Origin of the sequence: Micromonospora andamanensis (genome assembly GCF_016863495.1) — a bacterium.
Taxonomy (GTDB): Bacteria; Actinomycetota; Actinomycetes; order Mycobacteriales; family Micromonosporaceae; genus Micromonospora; species Micromonospora andamanensis.
On record NZ_BOOZ01000023.1, the window covers coordinates 45022 to 64268 of the forward strand.

General features: G+C 70.5%; 17 protein-coding genes and 2 tRNA genes. 9 read left to right on the forward strand and 10 right to left on the reverse strand.

The window, feature by feature from the left end:
* The first annotated feature begins 118 nt into the window (after window positions 1-118).
* From Van01_RS18960 to Van01_RS18970, 3 genes are all read left to right on the forward strand, one after another.
* On the forward strand, window positions 119-1435 hold the full coding sequence (locus Van01_RS18960) for a hemolysin family protein (RefSeq protein ID WP_204009006.1): 1317 nt from the start codon (window positions 119-121) through the stop codon (window positions 1433-1435).
* A 180-nt stretch (window positions 1436-1615) separates the two neighbouring features.
* Window positions 1616-2701, forward strand: a complete 1086-nt coding sequence (locus Van01_RS18965; RefSeq protein ID WP_204009008.1) for a sporulation protein — start codon at window positions 1616-1618, stop codon at window positions 2699-2701.
* Window positions 2702-2807: 106 nt separating this feature from the next.
* Window positions 2808-3029: a hypothetical protein gene (locus Van01_RS18970; protein ID WP_204009011.1), complete on the forward strand. Its 222-nt coding sequence runs from the start codon at window positions 2808-2810 to the stop codon at window positions 3027-3029.
* 91 nt (window positions 3030-3120) lie between these two features.
* Here Van01_RS18970 and Van01_RS18975 read toward each other — a convergent pair whose 3' ends face one another.
* The 3 genes from Van01_RS18975 to Van01_RS18985 all read right to left on the reverse strand — a co-directional run bounded on the left by Van01_RS18975 (window position 3121) and on the right by Van01_RS18985 (window position 6606).
* A complete protein-coding gene (locus tag Van01_RS18975; RefSeq protein ID WP_204009013.1) occupies window positions 3121-4131 on the reverse strand; it encodes a hemolysin family protein in 1011 nt (336 codons plus the stop codon).
* Complete coding sequence (locus tag Van01_RS18980; RefSeq protein WP_239099164.1) at window positions 4131-5444, reverse strand: hemolysin family protein; 1314 nt, start codon at window positions 5442-5444, stop codon at window positions 4131-4133. The genes Van01_RS18975 and Van01_RS18980 overlap by 1 nt, the downstream gene beginning before the upstream one ends.
* A gap of 484 nt (window positions 5445-5928) precedes the next feature.
* The gene (locus tag Van01_RS18985; RefSeq protein WP_239099165.1) at window positions 5929-6606 is read right to left on the reverse strand and encodes an ATP-binding cassette domain-containing protein; all 678 of its coding nucleotides are present in this window, start codon (window positions 6604-6606) and stop codon (window positions 5929-5931) included.
* Between the two features lie 284 nt (window positions 6607-6890).
* Between Van01_RS18985 and Van01_RS18990 the strand changes: the two genes are divergently transcribed.
* Window positions 6891-7064 carry a CsbD family protein gene (locus tag Van01_RS18990; protein WP_204009015.1) on the forward strand — a complete coding sequence of 58 codons (174 nt, stop codon included), beginning with the start codon at window positions 6891-6893 and terminating at the stop codon, window positions 7062-7064.
* Between the two features lie 105 nt (window positions 7065-7169).
* On the opposite strand, the gene Van01_RS18995 is transcribed toward Van01_RS18990, so the two are convergent.
* Complete coding sequence (locus tag Van01_RS18995; RefSeq protein WP_204009018.1) at window positions 7170-7433, reverse strand: hypothetical protein; 264 nt, start codon at window positions 7431-7433, stop codon at window positions 7170-7172.
* A 2-nt stretch (window positions 7434-7435) separates the two neighbouring features.
* Here Van01_RS18995 and Van01_RS19000 point away from each other — a divergent pair, with 2 nt between their 5' ends.
* Window positions 7436-7708, forward strand: a complete 273-nt coding sequence (locus Van01_RS19000) for a hypothetical protein (protein ID WP_204009020.1) — start codon at window positions 7436-7438, stop codon at window positions 7706-7708.
* Window positions 7709-7879: 171 nt separating this feature from the next.
* On the opposite strand, the gene Van01_RS19005 is transcribed toward Van01_RS19000, so the two are convergent.
* Complete coding sequence (locus Van01_RS19005; protein WP_204009022.1) at window positions 7880-8389, reverse strand: MFS transporter; 510 nt, start codon at window positions 8387-8389, stop codon at window positions 7880-7882.
* A gap of 259 nt (window positions 8390-8648) precedes the next feature.
* Between Van01_RS19005 and Van01_RS19010 the strand changes: the two genes are divergently transcribed.
* Complete coding sequence (locus tag Van01_RS19010; RefSeq protein ID WP_239099166.1) at window positions 8649-10199, forward strand: tyrosine-type recombinase/integrase; 1551 nt, start codon at window positions 8649-8651, stop codon at window positions 10197-10199.
* On the opposite strand, the gene Van01_RS19015 is transcribed toward Van01_RS19010, so the two are convergent.
* Window positions 10165-10237, reverse strand: a tRNA-Arg gene (locus Van01_RS19015). The genes Van01_RS19010 and Van01_RS19015 overlap by 35 nt on opposite strands.
* Window positions 10238-10272: 35 nt before the next feature.
* Window positions 10273-10363 (reverse strand) — tRNA-Ser (locus tag Van01_RS19020).
* A gap of 614 nt (window positions 10364-10977) precedes the next feature.
* Here Van01_RS19020 and Van01_RS33125 point away from each other — a divergent pair.
* The gene (locus Van01_RS33125) at window positions 10978-12441 is read left to right on the forward strand and encodes a hypothetical protein (protein WP_239099167.1); all 1464 of its coding nucleotides are present in this window, start codon (window positions 10978-10980) and stop codon (window positions 12439-12441) included.
* 97 nt (window positions 12442-12538) lie between these two features.
* On the opposite strand, the gene Van01_RS19030 is transcribed toward Van01_RS33125, so the two are convergent.
* Window positions 12539-13309 (reverse strand): CPBP family intramembrane glutamic endopeptidase, encoded by a 771-nt coding sequence (locus Van01_RS19030; RefSeq protein ID WP_204009024.1) that lies wholly within the window; start codon window positions 13307-13309, stop codon window positions 12539-12541.
* Window positions 13310-13463: 154 nt separating this feature from the next.
* On the opposite strand from Van01_RS19030, the gene Van01_RS19035 reads away from it, so the two are divergent.
* On the forward strand, window positions 13464-14585 hold the full coding sequence (locus Van01_RS19035) for a globin domain-containing protein (protein ID WP_204009026.1): 1122 nt from the start codon (window positions 13464-13466) through the stop codon (window positions 14583-14585).
* A 168-nt stretch (window positions 14586-14753) separates the two neighbouring features.
* Here the strand turns inward: Van01_RS19035 and Van01_RS19040 are convergent, their stop codons facing one another.
* Window positions 14754-16268 carry a peptide deformylase gene (locus tag Van01_RS19040; protein WP_204009028.1) on the reverse strand — a complete coding sequence of 505 codons (1515 nt, stop codon included), beginning with the start codon at window positions 16266-16268 and terminating at the stop codon, window positions 14754-14756.
* 356 nt (window positions 16269-16624) lie between these two features.
* Here Van01_RS19040 and Van01_RS19045 point away from each other — a divergent pair, with 356 nt between their 5' ends.
* Window positions 16625-17341 (forward strand): IucA/IucC family C-terminal-domain containing protein, encoded by a 717-nt coding sequence (locus tag Van01_RS19045; RefSeq protein ID WP_373306272.1) that lies wholly within the window; start codon window positions 16625-16627, stop codon window positions 17339-17341.
* A 13-nt stretch (window positions 17342-17354) separates the two neighbouring features.
* Here Van01_RS19045 and Van01_RS19050 read toward each other — a convergent pair whose 3' ends face one another.
* Window positions 17355-19181 (reverse strand): DUF6311 domain-containing protein, encoded by a 1827-nt coding sequence (locus tag Van01_RS19050; RefSeq protein WP_373306270.1) that lies wholly within the window; start codon window positions 19179-19181, stop codon window positions 17355-17357.
* Between the last annotated feature and the right edge of the window lie 66 nt (window positions 19182-19247).

Genomic DNA, 19247 nt, shown 5'->3' on the forward strand with positions numbered 1-19247 from the left:
ACCCACCGATGGGTGGCGAAAATGCCCCTCGTGTTTGCCGGCCCCGGGTGGGCGGGATGTGCGCGGCGGCTACGGTTGATGCTCCGGAGGGTCCGCTGGAGGAGGCGTCGAACAGGCCGTGGGTGGCTATGGCGTGCAGGTCACGCTCGTGTTCGTGTTGGTGTTGGTGAACGCGGTGTTCGCGGGCAGCGAGATGGCGCTGGTGTCGCTGCGGGAAAGCCAGCTACAGCGCCTGGAGCGGACCTCCCGGGGCGGGCGGGTGCTGGCGAAGTTGGCGCGGGACCCGAATCGCTTCCTGGCCACGATTCAGATCGGCATCACCCTGGCGGGTTTCCTGGCGTCGGCCGCGGCGGCGGTGTCCCTGGCCCAGCCGCTCGTGGGCCCCTTGGGGTTTTTCGGTGGCGCGGCGGAGCCGGTGTCCATCGTCGTGGTGACCGTCCTGCTGACGTTCGTCACGCTGGTGCTGGGTGAGCTGGCACCGAAGCGGATCGCCATGCAGCGCGCCGAAGGTTGGGCGCTGCTCGTCGCCCGCCCCCTCGATGCGTTGTCGGCGTTCTCCCGGCCGGCGGTCTGGCTGCTGAGCAAGGCCAGCGACGCGGTCGTACGCCTGAGCGGCGGTGACCCCCGCGCGCGGCGGGAGGAGGTCACCACCGAGGAGTTGCGGGACATGGTCGCCGCGCAGCGCAACCTCACTCCCGAACACCGGATGATCATTTCTGGCGCCTTCGAGGTCGCCGAACGGATTTTGCGGGAGATCCTCGTCCCGCGTCGCGAGGTGGTCACCCTCTCCGCGTCGCTGACGGCACCGCAGGCGCTGCGCGAGCTGGGTAAGTCGGGACAGACCCGAGCCCCGGTCGTGGGTCGCGGCGGCCTGGACGACACCGTCGGGGTGGTGCACCTGCGGGACCTGCTCGACCAGGAAGGCCCGGTCGCCCAGTACGCCAGCCCGGCGGTGTATCTGCCGGAGACGTTGAAGGTGACCGAGGCGATCCGGGAAATGCGTGCCCAGCGGCAGCAGTTCGCCCTCGTCGTGGACGAGCGGGGCTCCATCGACGGGATCGTGACGATGGAGGACCTGGTCGAGGAAATCGTCGGGGAGATCTACGACGAGACCGACCGGGACGTGCAGGCCGTCGTACGAGAGCCGGACGGGGCGCTGCTGCTGCCCGGCGGCTTCCCGCTGCACGACCTGACCGACATCGGCATCGACCTCGACGAGGACACACTCGAGACCGGGGACTACACGACCGTGGCGGGCCTGGTCCTGGCCTACCTCGGCCACATCCCGAAGACGCACGGCGAGGTGATCGAACTACCCGGCCTGACGGCCGAGGTGGCGGAGGTGACCGGGCGGGCCATCACCCGGGTACGACTGCGCGCCACACCGACGCCCGGCAACAGGCATGAGGCCGGCGAGGACGAGACGAGTTCCTAAACCCTTCCCGACGGTAACCTAACGAATACACTCAGCTACTTCTCAGGCGGCGTTGGTAGCTTCCCGGCGCGGCGACTTCCATTATGGACGTCGTTGATCTCGTTGCGGCATAACGGTTTCGCGTGGAAGTTCGATCGGATCCGGGTGTCGCGCGTTCGGTGTGCGTCGAGAGAGAGGTTCGTGGTGTTCAAGAAGATGCTGGGCGCGTTCGGGGTCGGCGGCCCCAGCGTCGATACCGTCCTGTCGAATCCGAGCACCCGCCCGGGGCTGATGCTGGGTGGGCAGATGAACCTCACCGGCGGAAGCCACGATGTGGAGATCGACCACATCACCGTCGGGCTGGTCACCCGGGTGGAGGTCGACGGCGCGGAGGAGGACTACGACGCGCTCGTCGAGTTCCACCGTGTTCAGGTCGCGGGTGGCCTGCATCTGCGCGAGGGCCAGCAGTTGTCGCTGCCGTTGCAGGTGGCGATGCCGTGGGAGACCCCGGTGACCGACCTGTGCGGGCAGCACCTGCACGGGATGACCATGGGCCTGCGCACCGAGGTGGCGATCCGCGGCGCGGTCGACAAGGGCGACCTCGACCCGGTTTACGTGCACCCGCTGCCGGTGCAGGAGCGCATCCTGGATGCCTTCGGCAGGCTCGGCTTCCCGTTCAAGGGCGCCGACCTGGAGCGCGGGCACATCTCAGGGCTGCACCAGAGCCTGCCGTTCTACCAGGAGATCGAGTACTACGCCGCCCCGCAGTACGCCCACACCGTCAACGAGGTCGAGTTGACCTTCGTCGCCAACGAGCACGGCGTCGACGTCGTGCTGGAGTTCGACAAGCGCGGCGGCCTGTTCACCGGCGGCCACGACTCCTTCGGCCGCTACCACGCCGCGCACGCCGACGCCGACCGCGTCGACTGGGCCGCGCAGGTCGACGGCTGGGTCCGTCAGGCCCTCGACGGATACCAGCGCCTGCACGCCGGCCACGGCTACGCCCCGCCCGCCCAGGGCTACGGCACCCCCGGCTACCCGCCCCCGCCCCCGCCGCCCGGCTACGGGCAACCCGCCTACGGCGCTCCCGGTTACGGCCACGCCGGGTACGGCCACCCCGGCGGGCACTACAAGGAGGAGCACCACGAGCGGCACGGCGGCCCCGGCATGGGCGCCGTCGCCGCCGGGGTGGTCGGCGGCGCCGCACTCGGCTTCGCCGGCGGCATGGTCGCCGAGGAGGTCTTCGACTCCTTCGGTGACGACGAGGGCGGCGACGAAGAGGCGTGAACCGATCGGGATCCACAGTGGATCCCTGCACTCGCTCCATGATCTAATTCGGCAGGTTTGTCCATGACCGGTCGGATTGCCCGATCGGGACTTCGAAGGAGTGTGCATGCCCGTCACCGCCGACCTCACCAAGCTGGTCGACAAGGCCTACCAGGACAAGACCCTCACCGAGATCGTCGACGCCCCGGTGTCCGCCCTCGCCGGGGTCAGCGACGGCGACGCCAAGCTGCTCAAGGACGCCTTCAACGTCACCACCGTCGGCGACCTCGGCCGCAACCCGTACTTCCGCACCGCCAACGCCCTGGTCGCCCTCGCCGGGGGCAAGTAGCTCCCTCGCGGCGTGGTGCCGCCGGGCTTCCGGCGCCACGCCGCACGCTGTGGTGTGCGCTACCGGCCCGGCCACCGGACGGGTGGGAGGGTCAGCGGGCCGCGGCAGGGGTTCGGAGCAGCCGCTCGACCACGTCGGTCAGGGTGGCCACCGCCGGTCCGTTCGGGGTGGTGACCACCACGAGGTGGTGGCGGGTGGTCCGCATGATGGCCAGGGCCTCGTAGGCGAGCGTCGAGCCGTCGAGCACGAGGACGTTGCGCATCACCTCGCCGGCGGTTTGGTTGTCCGGCTGGTCCATCGTGTCGCGGACGTGGACCACGCCGACGGCCGCGCCGTCGCGCAGGACGACTACCCGCAGGTGCCCGGTGTCGCGGGCCACCGTGCGGACCGTCAGCACAGTGTCGTCCGCTCTCACCGCGGTCAGCTCACGTTCCGGGTTGGTGAGGTCGGCCAGGGTGAGTTGGTCGAGGTCGAGGGCATCGGTCAGCTGCGCGGAGTATGACGCGTCGAGCGCGCCGACGTTGGCTGAGTGCTCGACCAGGTGGCGCAGATCGGCGGCGTTCTGGCCGGTGGCGATGGTATCCCGGGGTTCGACGCCGACCCGGCGCAGGCACCAGTTGGCGCTGGCGTTGAGGGCACGCAGCACCGGACGGGTGAACCACATGAAGGCACGCATCGGCATCGCCAGGGCGATGGCGGTTCTCTCCGGGTGGGCGATGGCGTACGACTTGGGGGCCATTTCCCCGATGACCAGGTGCAGGAAGGTCACGACCAGCAACGCCAGTGCGAAACCGGCCGCGTCGGCCGTCCAACCGGGTGCGCCCCAGGACAGGAACAGCGGAGTCAGCGCGTAGTTGACGGCCGGTTTGGTGACCGCGCCGAGCCCGAGCGCGCAGGCGGTAATACCGAGTTGGCAGCCAGCCAGCAGCACGGTCAGCTCGTCGAAGCTGCGCACCGCCGCCCGGGCCGACCGACTGTGCGCGGAACGCGCGTCGAGGCGGTGCCGACGGACCGCCAGCAACGCGAACTCGGCGGCCACGAAGAAGGCGCTGAGCACGATCAGCAGGACGGTGACAGCCACCACCACCCACGGGTTACCCATCAGCGGTTCTCCTCCGTCCGCAGCAGAACCAGCGACGGGACGTGCCGCTCCAACTCCACCACCTCAAGTGCCAGTTTGACCTCGCCGAGGCTGAGCCGAGCCACGGCGCCGGGAGCGGGCAACTCACCGAGCAGTTCGATGACCAGACCGGCGAGGGTCTCGCTGTCCGATTCGGGCAGGTCATGCCCGATGGTGCGCTCGACCTCGTCCAGCGGCAGGGTGCCGACCAGTTCCCAGGTGCCGTCCGCCGCGGCCGGCCGGGCCGGCGACATGGGTGCCGTGGCGTCGTCGTGCTCGTCCTCGATCTCCCCCACCAGTTCCTCGGCAAGGTCCTCCACGGTCACCACGCCGGCCAACCCGCCGTGCTCGTCGAGCACACAGGCGAGCTGGGCCTTCCGCTCGGCCAGGATCTGCACGACCCGGGGCAGTGGCATCGAGGTCGGGACCAGCACCGGCGGCCGCATGATGTCGGCCACCGTGCCGGCACCGCCCCGGTCGACGGCGAGCAGGTCGGCGAGGTGCACCACCCCGATCACGCCGTCGCGGTCGTCGAGCACCGGGTAGCGCGAGTGGCCGCCGGCCATCTTGGTCCACAGTTCCTTGGGGGTCAGGCCGGGCTCCACGACGTCCACCCGGGCCCGCGGGACCATCGCGTGGGCAGCGTCGCGGTCAGGGAAGTCGAGCACCCGGTCGAGCAGCATCCACAGCTCGGCGGGAAGGTCCCCGGAGTCGCGGGAATCGCTGACGATGTGTTCGAGGTCGCGGCGACTGGCGGCGTGCTCCACGTCGTGCACCGGTTCCATGCCGAACAGGCGCAGCAGGGCATTGGAGGACTTGTCGAAGAAGGCGATCAGCCATCCGAACACCCGGAGGTAGATCTGGGTCGATCTGGCAAGCCAGAGGGCCACCGGCTCGGGCCGCGAGATGGCGAGATTCTTGGGGAACAGCTCACCGAACAGCATCTGCACGAAGGTCGAGAGCAGCAGCGCGGCCACCGTACCGATGGCGACGCCGACGCCGGTCGGGACGCCGACCCCGCCGAGGGCGACACCGACCGACTCGCCGATCAACGGTTCGGCGACGTAGCCGACCAGCAGAGCGGTCACGGTAATCCCGAGCTGGGCACCGGACAGCATGAACGAGGTCCGTCGGGTCACGTCCAACGCCCGCCTGGCGGCAAGATCACCCGCCGCGTCGCGGGCCTTGAGCCGCGACCGGTCGACGGCCATGTACGCGAATTCCTGCGCCACGAAGTAACCGGTGGCCGCGGTGATCGCCAACACCACCAGCAGCCCCAGGAGGAGACTCAGCACCCACACGGGGCTACGCACCTGATGCGGGTGAAGCCGGGCGAATCAGGCCCGCAGCGGCGGGCCAATGGTCTCGGACGTTTGCCGTCGCCCATCGGGTCGTACTCCTCCTCGTGCCAGCGGTGATCGAAGTGTGGCATGGCTTTCTGGTAGCAACCTGACAATTCCGCTCCTGGCCGGCTCCTGGTCCCTTTTCTCGCCAGCCTGGTCACAGAGCCGCAGCCACTTCCCCAACGAGTAGGCGCGTTGAAGTGTCTGCACCTGGTGACCCGATCCCTGGACTCCACCGGGAACGGCCGAACCCGATGGACGATGCGCTGAAGCCCTGATTGTCCGTCGCGGACAACTCGGCAGGGTCGACCCCGCACCGCACGCCCGCATCACGGCGATCACGGCCGCAGCCCGCGTTTACGCTGGTCACCGCCTTGACCGTGAAGTGCGCCCGAAGGGACTCCAACCCCTGATGTTCTGATCCGTAGCGTTTCGGTCAGTCGTTGCCGTAGCCGGCGATGGCCTCGCGGAACGCCTCGCGCTCGCACGCGTCCTGGTCTTTGTCGGCCTGGGCGAACTCGGCGGTGCTGCGTAGGCGATCCGCGGCCGTCCGGGTCCACACGATCTCCACGCAGAGCGGCATCGACGCGGCGGTCTGCCGGTCGTGGATGATGACCGCGATGGTGGTGCCTTCCGGGTGCAGCCGTTGCAGCACCGCCTGACCGTTCTTCGTGTCCAGCGCGCCGGTCGGTTCGCCGGCCAGCACCAGCGCCGGCTCGTTGGCCAGCGCGCGGGCGATCGCCACCCGCTGCCGTTCCCCGCCGGAAAGCTGGTGCGGATGGTGCCCGGAGCGGTGCGACAGGCCGACCCGGTCGATCGCGGCCAGGGCCATCACGCCCTCAGCCCGGAACTGCCGGTGATCCTCCTCGAGTACGCCGGCGCCCTCCTCGGCCTGCTCTTCGCCCTGTCCGGCATCGGCCTGAGCGTGCTCACCGGCAACGCCTTCTTCGACGGCATCGCCACCCTGTGCATCGGCGTCCTGCTGGTCGCCCATCGCCGTCATCCTCGCCGTCGAGACCAAGAGCCTGCTCATCGGTGAGGCCGCCCTGCCCGAAGAGGTCACCGCGATCCACACCGAGCTGATCTCCACCCCGGCGTCGACCGCGTCATCCACCTGCGCACCCTGCACCTCGGCCCGGACGAACTCCTCGTCGCGGCGAAGATCGCCATCGGCACCGCCGACCGGGAGCCGACGTCGCCGCCACCATCGACGACGCCGAGGCCCGCATCCGCCGGGTCCTGCCCACCGCCACAGCGATCTACCTCGAACCCGACATCGACCGGCAGCCGCACCCACCAGGCGCACGGCCTCAACACCTGACCTGCCGACGGTGGTTCAGGCCCGGCGCCGAGGGTACTGACGCCGGTGTAGCGCCACCACGAGACGCGGGAGGCTCCATGGGTATCGACGACAAGATCAGCAACGCCTCCGAAGAGGCCACCGGCAAGCTGAAAGAAGGCGCCGGCCGGGCCACCGACGACGAGCAGCTCGAAGCCGAGGGCCGCGGCGACCAGACCAGCGCCAACGTCAAGCAAGCCGGCGAGAAGATCAAGGACGCCTTCAAGAGCTGACCCGCCCCGCGCAGGGCGCGGCACGGGTGAGACGACAGACGACGGCCACGGCGGCACCTTCCGCCGTGGCCGTCGTCTTTACCGGCGGCAGGCGCGGCCGACGGGCTACCGCTTGGCGCCCGGCATCCCCGTGGCTGACAGGGCGATGTCGCCCCTGCTTCGCGAGCCCACCGGCCGGCGGCAATTGCGTACCCGACCCGCGAGGCACCCGTAGCCGGCCGCGGCGACACCGAGCAGCACCGGTGAACGCGCGTCGTCCGGGATGAACCGGGACGCGGCCACCATGCCGAGCACGTAGGCGAGATTGAACGTCGTGTCGCTGACCGCGAACACCCGCCCCCGGAACGCGTCGGCACACTCGTGCTGCACTCGTGTCCACCACGATAGTGATGCCGTGCCCGGCGACGTTGACGACGAGGACGACGGCCACCAGCAGCAGCGGTTCGAACGGCAACCCGAACACCGGCAACGCCACCGCCACCGCCGCGAGCAGCCCGACCACCCACCGCCACCCCCCGACCCGGCGGGCCACCGCCGGAGTCACCGCCGCCGCCAGCAACACCCCGCCCGCGCCCGCGGCGAAGACCAGACCCAACTGCGCCGGTACGCCGTCGAGATCATCGCCGGCGAACCGGTTGCGGTAAAGCAGCAGCATCGCCAAAGCCAGAACCCCGAACAACAGCCGGAACCCCGCCTGAGCCCCCATCGCGTACGCGGCGCCGCGCGCCCGCCCCAGGTGGCGTATCCCGTCGGCCATGCCGCGGACCACCGCAACCGCCTCTCCCGCGAGGCCCGGGCGATGCGGCAGGGAACCGTCAGGACCTAGCTCGAGCCGGGCGAAGGAGAACCGAGCCAGCGCGGCCGACGCCAGGTAGCCGACTGGCGCGAGCAGCGCGATGGCGGCGTAACCGGCGTCGCCAGCCGGGAAGGCGGTCTGCAGCAGAAGCAGGGCGCAGCCCAACCCGAGCGAGTACGCCACCGACCCCGCCGTACCGCCGACCGGCGTTGGCGGTGACCAACCCCTGGCCGGGCACCACATGCGGAGTCGCCGCCGACAGTCCCGACAGCAGCAGCCTGCCCAAACCGATCACCACCAGCGTCGAGACGAAGAACAGCGGCCCTTCCGACCCGAAGAAGATCATCGCGGCGATCGGCAGCACGACACCCGCCCGGACCAGATTGGTCACCACGGTCCCCGTCCGGCGGCTCCACCGGTCCAGCAACACCCCCGCGAACGGCCCCACCAGCGAATACGGCAGCACCAGCACCGCCGCGGCGAACGCGATCGCCGTCGGCGTGGCCTGCCGGTCCGGGTTGAACAACACACTGCCAGCAGGGCGGCCGATGGTTGACGACCCGGTGTCAGCAGCGGCACACACCACCATCAGCGCAGGCGGCGGCGAACCGGCCCTCGACACCGGAGCACACCAGTGCCGCAACCCGCCGCTCTGCCGGCCGAGCGACGGCTCATCCCGCGGGCAGGGCGCGCTGATGGTCGGAAGCTGGCGACTATCGGCTGACGGACCCGTACCAGCCGGCAGACCGGCATCGGTAAAGAGGTGACTCCACGAGGAAGGTGCCGTCATGGCGACGTCAGGTGTGATCTTCAAACGGTGCGGGTGCCGCAACGACAGCGGCCGACGGCTGGAACAGCGCTGCCCGAACCTGGGCGACCGCAACCACGGCACCTGGTACTTCCACTGCTCCGCCCGCAACGCGCTCGGCCGATCCGAACGCGTCCGCCGAGGCGGCTACCCGTCGCAGGCGGCGGCCCGCCGGGCGCGCGACGAGTGGCTGGCCGCGACCGAGGAGCAGCGCACCGCCGGCGGCTGGTCCGTGCAGCGGTGGCTGCGGCACTGGCTGGAGCAGCACACCCGGATCCGGCCGACCACCCGCCTGCACTACACCCGAGACGTCGAACGCGTGCTGATCCCCCACCTCGGCCCGTACCGGCTCGCCGACCTCGACGCCCGACTACTGCGCACCGTCTTCGACCAGATCGCCCGCACCACCAACACCAAAGGACTGCCACAGTCAGCCTCGGCGATGCAGCACCTGCGCACCACCCTGCGCGCCGCGCTCAACCTCGCCGTCAAACACGGCCTGATCGCCGCGAACCCGGCCCGGCACATCACCGTCGTCGGCTACCGCAAACCCCACGCCCAGGTGTGGACCGACGACCGTGTCCACGCCTGGCAGGCCACCGGCGAACACCCCACCGTCGCGGTGTGGACCGCCCCGCAGCTCGGCGCGTTCCTCGACACCGTGGTCGACGACCCACTGTTCGCGTTCTGGTGGCTCACCGCCCTACGCGGCCTGCGCCGCGGTGAGATGTGCGGACTGCGGTGGACCGAGATCGACCTCGACCGCGGGGTGCTGTACGTCGAACGCAACCGCACCACCGCCGGCTACCAGGTCATCGAAGGCGACCCCAAGACCGCCGCTGGACGCCGCCCGGTCGCCCTCGATAAGCGCACCGTCAAGGTTCTGCGCGACCACCGAGAACGCCAACGAGACCAGCAAGCCCGCCGGAAGGCGGGCGGGAAGACATGGGTCGAGTCCGGTTACGTGTTCGTCCGCAAGGACGGCACTCCCCTGCACCCCGGCTATGCCAGCGGTCGGTTTCGGCTTTTGGTCAAACGCGCCGGCATCCCGCCGGTCCGGCTGCACGACCTGCGCCACGGCGCCGCCTCGCTGGCCCACGAAGCCGGCGCTGATCTGAAGACCCTGCAGGACATGCTCGGACACTCCAGCATCGTCATCACCGCCGACACCTACACCAGCGTCCTACCCCACGCCCAACGCCGCTGCGCCGACGCCACCGCCCACCTGGTCCTCGCCGCCGCCCACCGCACCCGCGCCAAGATCCGCAAGAAGGGCCGCCGCAACCGACCCCAGCCGCGATCGGCGGCACATACTCCAGCCCGCAAGGCATCCGCCAAGGAAAAGAAGCCACAGGTCACCAACCCCCGACGGAACCCATCGTCACGGAACGTGATGACACCCGAATGGCGCCCACGTGACACCCACCGTCCAAACAGGTCCAACAACAGAAAAGGCCCGAACCGCGTTCCCGCAGCTCGGACCCCTTATGATCTTGCGCGCCCGAAGGGACTCGAACCCCTAACCTTCTGATCCGTAGTCAGATGCTCTATCCGTTGAGCTACGGGCGCTGGTGCTCGGCCAGTCTACACACCCGGCCTTCGCGCGGAGACTCCGGGATTCGAACCCGGGAGGGGCTTTAAGACCCCAACCGCATTAGCAGTGCGGCGCCATAGACCAGACTAGGCGAAGTCTCCCAGGTGGCCCGCAGACCACCGCGCCCGAGGATACAGGCCGCGCCCGGCCGGGAGCAAAGCGACTACCGGAACGAGCCGCAGCCAGGGTCCGGGACGTCTCCCGCTGTGCGTTGCTGTGATCAGGACTACGCTCCATCGACATGCAGGAGCAGCCGCCCAGCGAGCAGAACCGCCGTGAGCCTGCTGAGGGAGCCCGTCGACGCTCCCCGAAGGCGACCTTCACGCCGCCTCCAGCGCCGGCACCGCCACCTTCCGAGGAGCGGGAGGACTCCGCCGGGGCCCGCCCTCGGCGAGCGAAGGCGGCGCCGAGCGTGGTCTTCCAGCCGCCACCGGTACCGGAGCAACCGCTGCCGCGCCAGTCCGGGCCGGCCGTGCCCGGGCCTCCGGGCACGCCGGTGCCGCCCTTTACCACCGGAACCGGGGTCGGTGGCCGAAGCGAGCACACCGCGTCGCCGGCCGGCGGGAAGATCGAAGCCGCGACGCCGGTGCCTGCGGCGCGTCGTCGTGGTCCCGGGAAGCCGGCGGCAGCGGCGGACGTCGCTGGCTCGGACGCCACTCCGGCCGCCGCTCGAACCGCCCGCAGGAAGGCGGCTGCGAGCAGGACCGTGCCGGCGGTGACCGGACCTGCCGACGCCGGGGGCGGAGCTGCCGGTTCCGGCGCCGACGTCCCGACCACCGACTCCCGCGCCGTCGACACCCCGGAGGTTGACCCGGGAAGCACCGACAGCGCGACAGTCGCCCGGACAGACGGCGTCCGGCCCGTCGAAACCGGGACGACGGACACCGGCACGAACGCCGGACAGGTGGGCGGCGAAACGGCCGACAGCGCAGTGGCCGGCGACGGGACGGCCCCGGCACGGAAGGCGGCGAAGGCGACGTCAGCGCGGAGAAGGGTTCGGGCGAGCGACGAGCAGGCACCCGAGCCGGCAAGCGTCGAGAAGCCGAGGAAGGCCAGGCGGCGAGCGGTGCCCGACGCGGCTACCACCCCGGACGCGGCTGCTCCGGCGGCGACCACTACCGGGGAGGCGGCGACCGCTACCGGGACAGCTCCTGTCCAGGCGACCCGGAAGGCCACGAAGAAGGCTGCCCGCAGAACGACCACCAGCAACGTGGCCACGAGCGACCCAGCCACCAGCGACGCAGCCACCAGTGACACCACCGACCACACCACCACCAGCGACCCAGCCACCAGCGACGCAGCCACCAGTGACACCACCGACCACACCACCACCAGCGACCCAGCCACCAGTGACACCAGCACGAGCACGGCGGCCACGGACGTGGTGGCTGTGGGCGGAGCCGGCACGAGTAGAACGGCCACGGGCGCGGCGGGCGGGTCCGAATTCGGGGCGTCGGACAGTGCCGACGTGGTGTCGGCGGCCGGGGGCGTACCGCTCGACGTCGGCACCGGGCGCGACATCTCGGGGCGTACACCGGAATCGGATGTGCGGGTGCACGTTGCGCGGATGCTCGACCACCCGGGCTTCGCTCCGGAGCTGCTGGCCCTGACCGCTGTGGAGGTCCTCGGGCCCGGTGCGGCCCAGTGGGTCCGGCGGCTGCGGGAGTTGTATCCGGGGGCGGGTGCGGACGGGCTGGCCCGGCTGGCCACGCGGCGCTTCGTCCGGCAGGCGGGGGTCGGTGGGGCGGGCGCCGCGTTGACCGGGGTCTTCGCGCCGGTGGTCGAGCTGGCGGCGGTGCTCTGGTCGCAGGCGAACCTGGTGCTGCACCTGGCGGCGGCGTACGGCCATGATCCGGCACATCCGGATCGGGCGGCCGAGTTGCTGACGTTGACCCAGGTGCACCCGGACGTCGCAAGCGCCGGATCAGCGGTGGCGGCGGCGCGAGCGGCTCAGGGGCCGGCAGAGGAGCCCGGGCTGCGGGCGATGGAGGCGGCCTGGCGACTGGCGGCCCCGCTCGCCGCGCAGGCGGGTGGTTGGCTGGCACTGCGGCTGGCGTCCCGGCTGCTGCCGGGAATGGCGGCGTTGACCGCGGCGGCCGGCGATTCGGCAGCGGCCGAGCGCCTGGCCGCCCGAGCCGTCACCCGCTACCGCCCCCAGCGCCTGACCAGAGCCGGTTGACCAAGAGGTTCGCGTCACGACACGCCTGTGGGGCAGACGCGAGCTTCTTGATCAACGCCGACGGGCGGGGCCGGCGGAGGCCGGCGACGGCGGGAGGTCAGAGCCAGGTGAACCATTCGCGAGGGAGCAGGGCGTAGCCGAGGAAGGCGACGATGTCGAGCAGGGCGTGTGCCACGATCAGCGGCATCACCCGGCGGGTACGCAGGTAGAAAAGGCTGAATACCACACCCATCACCGCGTTGCCGACGAACGCGCCGAACCCCTGGTAGAGGTGGTACGAGGCGCGTAGCAGCGCACTCGTCGCGATGATCGCGCCGACCCGCCACTGGAGCTGGCGCAGTCGGGTCATCAGGTAGCCGACCACGATCACCTCCTCCAGGATGCTGTTCTGGAAGGCGGCGAGGATCAGCACCGGCACCGTCCACCACAGGTCGGGCAGGGCGGCCGGCACCACTGTGGCGTTGATACCGAGCTGGGCCGCCGCCCAGAACAGCGCCAGGCCGGGGAGTCCGATGAGTGCCGCCAGTCCGGCGCCCCGGGCCAGGTCGGACCCGGGTCGGCCGGCATCCAGGCCGAGGGTCCGCACCGGGTCGCCCGGGTTCCGCGCCAGCAGGTGTACGGCGAGCAGCACCGGCAGCAGCGCGAAGACGATGCCGAGCAGCTGGTACGTCAGGTCCAGGTAGGGGCGGGCCGACGCGGAGGTGTTCAGCGCTGCGGTCTGCCGCGACAGGCCGCCCTCCGCCGTCAGCTTCGCGATGATCGACACGACGGCGTAGACGGCCGACTGACCGAGGGAGAGGCCGAGTACCAGCATCGTCTCGGTGCCGAGCAGCCGGCGGGACACCGGGCGGGTGAGCTCAACGGTCACCGGACCACTCTGCCCGACCGGACGCCCGCTTGCGGCATCCGCCCTCCGGCGAGCAGACCTCACGATGCGATCGCACATTCTGTGCGACCTTCATACACGCTCCGTGGAGATTCTGTCTGGGCCCGATCCGCCGTCAGAAGAAGGAGCGCCCCCGGTGGACAACTTCGCGCGGCTGCTGAAGGAGAGCTGGACCCTTGTCGAGGAGGACCGGGGCCGGCTGAGCGGTCACTTCTACGCCCGGCTCTTCCTCCTCGACCCCGAGCTGCGCAAGCTCTTTCCGGTGCAGATGACCGGCCAGGGTGACCGGCTGCTCGAGGCGATAATCGCGGCGATCCACACGGTGGACGACCCAGAGGGCTTCGACGAGTTCCTCCGTGCGCTCGGCCGGGACCACCGCAAGTACCACGTCGAGGCGGCCCACTACGACACGATGGGCGTGGCGCTGCTCGACGCGTTGCGCAGCATCGCCGGCGACGGCTGGAACCTGGAGTACGACCAGGCGTGGCGGGACGCGTACGCGGCCATCGCCGAGAAGATGCTCGGCGGGGCGGCGGCGGACGACGACCCGCCGTTCTGGCACGCCGAGGTGCTGACCCACGAACGGTACGGCCCGGACACGGCGGTGCTCACCTGTCGGGCGTTGCAGTATCCGTTGACCTGGCAGGCGGGTCAGTACGTGAGCGTGGAGGTGCCCCGCCATCACCCACGGGTGTGGCGGACGTACTCGATAGCCAACGCGCCGAACGAGGACAACGTGCTGGAGTTCCACGTCCGTACGCCGACCGACGCCGCCGGTTGGGTTTCCGGCGCGTTGGTCCGCCGGACCGGGCCGGGCGACCTGCTGCGGGTGGCCGCGCCGATGGGTTCGATGACTGTCGACCGCTCGTCCGAGCGGGACATCCTCTGCGTCGCCGGTGGCGTCGGACTGGCCCCGATCAAGGCGCTCGTCGAGGAGTTGGCCGGTTACAACCGGGCCCGCTGGGTGCACGTCTTCTACGGTGCCCGGACCGAGGCGGACCTCTACGGTCTGGACCGGCTGCGGGATCTGGTCGCCGCCCACCCGTGGCTTTCGGTGACGCCGGCGTGCAGCGACGATCCGGACTTCGACGGCGAGCAGGGTGACATCTCCGACGTGGTGGCCCGGTACGGGCCGTGGACGACGCACGACTGCTTCGTCTCCGGGTCGGCACCGATGGTGCGTTCCACCCTCCGGGTGCTCGCCGCGGACAACGTACCGCCCCAGCGGACCCGCTACGACACGTTCGGCAACCTGTAGAGCTTTCCTCCCCCCGAACCGGGGCGCGTGCCCCTGCCCCCTGGGGCACGCGCCCCGGTCCCCCGATCGGGCGGACCGGCACCGCCCCGCGCCACCTCGCCCGTCCGGCCGTCGTTCCCACCCGGGCGGGCGGGGTCGCGCCCGGTCAGTGGTGCTTCACCGCGAGGGTCAGTAACGCCACGGGTGGCCGGACTCCCGGTACTCCTCGATCGGCACCAGCGGCACGCCTGGTGCCATCCGGTCGACGTAGAGCCGGCCGTCCAGGTGGTCGATCTCGTGCGCGACCAGCCGGGCCATGCCGAATTCGAAGGACGTGATGATCCGTCCGCCGTCGAACTGCGCGTGTTCCACGTCAAGTCGCAGCGGTCGCGGGACCAGGCCGCGATGATCGAAGAAGGAGAGGCACCCCTCGTACTGTTCGTCGGTGTGGGGTGCCGCGTCGACCACCCGGGGGTTGAGCAGCACGACCGGCTCGGCTGTGCGGTCCGGCGGGCGGACCACCGCCACGGCCCGGTCGAGGTCAAGCTGTGGAGCGGCGATGCCCACCCCCTTGGTGAAGGGGTGCAGTTCGTCCAGCCGGGCCAGCGCGGTGAGCAGCCGGTCGACGATCTCCCGGGCTACCGGTTCCTCGCGCGGCAGGTCGAACGGGCGGGCCGGCTGCCGCAGCAGGTCGGCACCGCGCTGAACGATGCCGAGCCCGCGCATCCGGTCGGAGGGCCGGACCCGCCCACCGTCCACGTCAGGTTCCGGTTGCGCCCGGAACCGCCACTGCAACCGGTACCTGGCGTTCAGCGGAGGCTCGTCGGTCGCCCAGTCGAAGATCGCCCGGTCGCCCTCGTCGCTGCGGGTCACCGCCGTCCGCAGCGGGCCCTCCTCCGCCGAGAGCGAGGTTTCCGCGCCCCAGACCTGCGGGTCCAGCGCCGCCGGCAGATCCAGGCGTACGGCAAGGTGCCGGGTCGGTACGCGGACCGCGCGCTGGAACCACGGCCCCCACTTGTCCTGACCCACGGTGTACGCGTACTCGATCGTGGCACGGCGACCGGGGTAGAGCGGGAAGCGTCGTTCGCCGTTCTCGAAGAGCAGCCAGATCTCCTTGAACGCGTCCCGGTCGTGTTTCGCGCGCCAGTGCATGGTCTCCCGCTCGCCGGACTCCTCGCGGCAGGCGACAAGTTGCAGCTCGGCGAAGCTGAGCGGGTGTTCCCGGTGGTGCCGGTTGGAGCGGCCCGGGTCACTGGGGTAGCGGTCCACGGCGACACGGATCAGGTAACGGGTGACCGGCTCGACACCTGCGTTGTACAGCTCACGGCGGATGACACAGCGGTAGGCGTCGTCGGTGTGGGTGAGGGTGGCCGACTCGCGTTCGACGATCAGGCCGGTGCCGGGGGGCATCCACTGGCCGGGCAGGCCGGATTCCCGGTGGGTACGGTCGCTGCGGGCGTGGCGAAGGTCGTCGTACTCCCGGAAGCGCTGCCAGATCGCGCCGCTGGCCTCCAGGACGGCCTCGGCGCGGCGGGCGAAGTCCTCAGTCGGTCGGTGGCGGCGTCCCTCGACGTGACTGACGTACGAGGGGTCGAATCCCATCAGGGTGGCTAGCTGTTTCTTGGACAGCCCCCGCTCCGTCCGATGCCGTGCGAGTTCGGCGGCGAAGGAGTCGGCAGCCCGATCGAGCGGTGAGGTCGTCATCAGCTTCCTCGTGGCCGGGAGTACCAAGTTTCACGTTGAGTCGCCGGCCGCACACACATCTGGCACCTAGTCGACAAGAACCTTGACTAATGAGCGGTTCCTACCGATACTGCGCGGAGTCCTCCAGCCGACACGGTGCGTGATCTTCATCCGACACGTGACCTGCGCCGCTGCATTCACCCCGCCGTCGGGTTCCCCTGCGCCCGAAAGTGTGGTTAGGCTAGCCTTAGTACGACGATGAACGCTTCGAATCGGGTGGGCTGGATGACGCGGGGGTGGATCAGGTGACAGCGGTGCTGCCCCTCCAGGACCCGGCCACCGCGCCCCTGGCTCCGGTCACCGCGACCCTGCGGGCCATGTTCGGCACCGACGACCTTCCCGGGCTGGCCCCGGGCCTGCTCGTCGTCGACGAGGCCGGGTGGGTTCCGGCGACCACACTCACCGGCGCACGCCTGCCGGAGCTGCTCAACTCGGCCGTCCGACTCTGGGGTGGCACCCCGCACGCCTCCGCCGCGCTCGCCTGGAAGGCGTACAGCTACTGGGCGGCGCTGCCGGTGGTGCTCGGCTGGGCCGCCGCCCGGCGGGTGCCGCTGCTGGACCACACCTCGGCGCTGATCCACTTCGCCGACCAGCGGGCTCTGGTCACCGTGGGGCTGCGTGAGTCGATCCCGGTGGCGGTGCTGCCCAGCGATCCGCTGGCCCTCTCCGGGCTGCCTCAGGTCCAGGTGGTGGCCGACGAGCAGGAGTTGCTCGCCACGCTGCGCGCCTCGTTGCTTGACGCCCACCTGTCGCCGCTGATCGCCGCGATCCAGGGCGAGGTGCGCATCGGCGCCCGCACCCTCCTCGGCTCGGTGGCCTCAGGCGTCGCGCACGCGCTGCTGCGCGCCGCCGACGGATTGCCCGGTTCCACGGTCGAGGCGATCGACACGCTGCTCGACGCACTCAACCTGGCCGACCTGGTGGAATTGGTTCCGGGGCCGAACGGCGAGCCGACCGTGCAGCGCCGCACCTGCTGCCTGGCCTTCACCCTGCCCCAACCGAAGGTCTGCCAGGGCTGCTGCATTCGCAGCTGAACCGCCCCGCCGCTCACCCGGTCAGCGGGCGCACGTCCCAGATCCAGACGCCGCCGGCGTACCCGGGTTCGATGCCGGTCAGCTCCGTCATTCCGGTTCGCAGCGCGTCGGCGTGCTCGTGTGGGCCCAGGATCACCACACCCGCCCGCCAGTACCGCAGGTCCTGCACCGCCTCCCGGCGGGCCTGCTCGGTGACCGGCGGCACCTCGCCGGTGCGTCGGATGGTGCCGAAGAAGGTGCTGGTGGGCCGCGGTGGTGCAGAGAACAGGGCGACCCGGTCCCGGCCCGGTCGGGTGTCCGGGCCGAGGAAGTAGCCACGGGCGATCGGCATCTCCTGCCGGGTGTGGGCGGACCAGCGCAGCGGTTCGGCGTACTCGGTGTCGGGCAGCGGCAGGGTCACCACGCTGCGCCCGCCGGCCAGGTAGGGACGCCAGGCGCCGGAGGTGACGAACTCGGGTGTCGGTTCGAGCCGCTTCGTCGGCAGTGGCGTGGGCAGCACCGGCACCAGCGCCATCGCCAGCCCGGTCACCGTGGCGAAGCGGATCTGGGACCGCCGGTCCGGGTATCGGGACGCCAGGTCGCGGACCGTCGCCGCGCCGTACGCCAGGAGCAGGCCGATGATCGGCGTGATGGCCAGCGCCCAGCGGGTCGGCACCACCGAGTGCAGGACCGGCAGGTCCTCCAGCAGCGCCCACGGCCCGGGTACGCCGGTCCCGCGCCTGTCGAAGCGGATCTCCCGGCCGAGCGAGAGCACCGCGAAGAGCAGACCGAGCACGGCCAGGCCGATCACCACGGCGTTGCGTCGCAGCCACCACACGAGTGCCGCCACGAGGATCACGAGTGGCCAACCGAAGAAGGCGTTCTCCTCGGTCGGGTTCTTGGCCAGCCCGGTGGCGCTGCGGGCGTCACCGGCCAGTGACTCGCGGGAGTAGGCGACAAAGGAGGCCAGGTCGGTGGAGTAGCCCCGGATCAGCCAGGGCAGCCCGTGGTAGGCGCCGGGGCCGAAGAACTGCACGTAGAGCGGGTAGGCCAGCAGCGCGACGGAGACCACCGCGGCCACCCCGAGCCCGCTGACGAACGGCCGGATCCGGGCCCGCAGCTCGGGCCGACCGAGCGCCATCGCGACGATCACCACGCCGAGGCCGATCGCGGTCATCAGCAGGATCTCCAGGTTCAGAAACGCCTGCCAGATGATCATGAGGGCGAGCAGCAGGCCGTTGCGCAGCCATCGCCCCGGTTCGGCGAGCCGCAGGGTACGCCAGATGATCAACGGCACGACGTACTGCGACACGATGTTCGGATGGGCGTTGGCGTGGGAGACCATGGCTGGCGCGTACGCACAGAACGTGGCGCCCAGCCAGGCCGGACCTCGTGCGTCGGGTAGCACCACCCGGGAGAGCAGGAAGTACCAGGCGGTGGCGGTGGCGATCATGCCAAGGGTGAGGAAGAGCAGGAACGCGGCCCGGGTGCCGAACAGCAGGGTTATCGGTGTCATCGGCAATGAGACGGACAGAACCGACGTGTTCGCCATCAAATTGACTGATTCCGGCGCATTCATCCGGTCTGACGAGAACGGATAGGCGAATTCGGTGACGACCCGGGCCCCGTGCGCCATCATCCATTCGAACTGGGCCATATCGGTTGGATTGTCGCGAATGCCGTCACGCGGATTCAGCCACATTCGCCCGGTGACCCAGAATCCGAGTGCGGCGAAGCTCGCCACGGCCACGACGTCGTTCCGCCACCGCGAGCCGGCTCCACCACGCCCGCGCGCCGCCCGGCCCGCAGCCTTTCCCGCCTCGGACTGCGCGCCAGGTCCGTCCGAATCGGGAGTAGTCATAACAATTCAGAGCGTAGTCGGCCTAAGCGGCCAGCGTGCAGGGTTCAAGGCACTCGCGTAGTATCG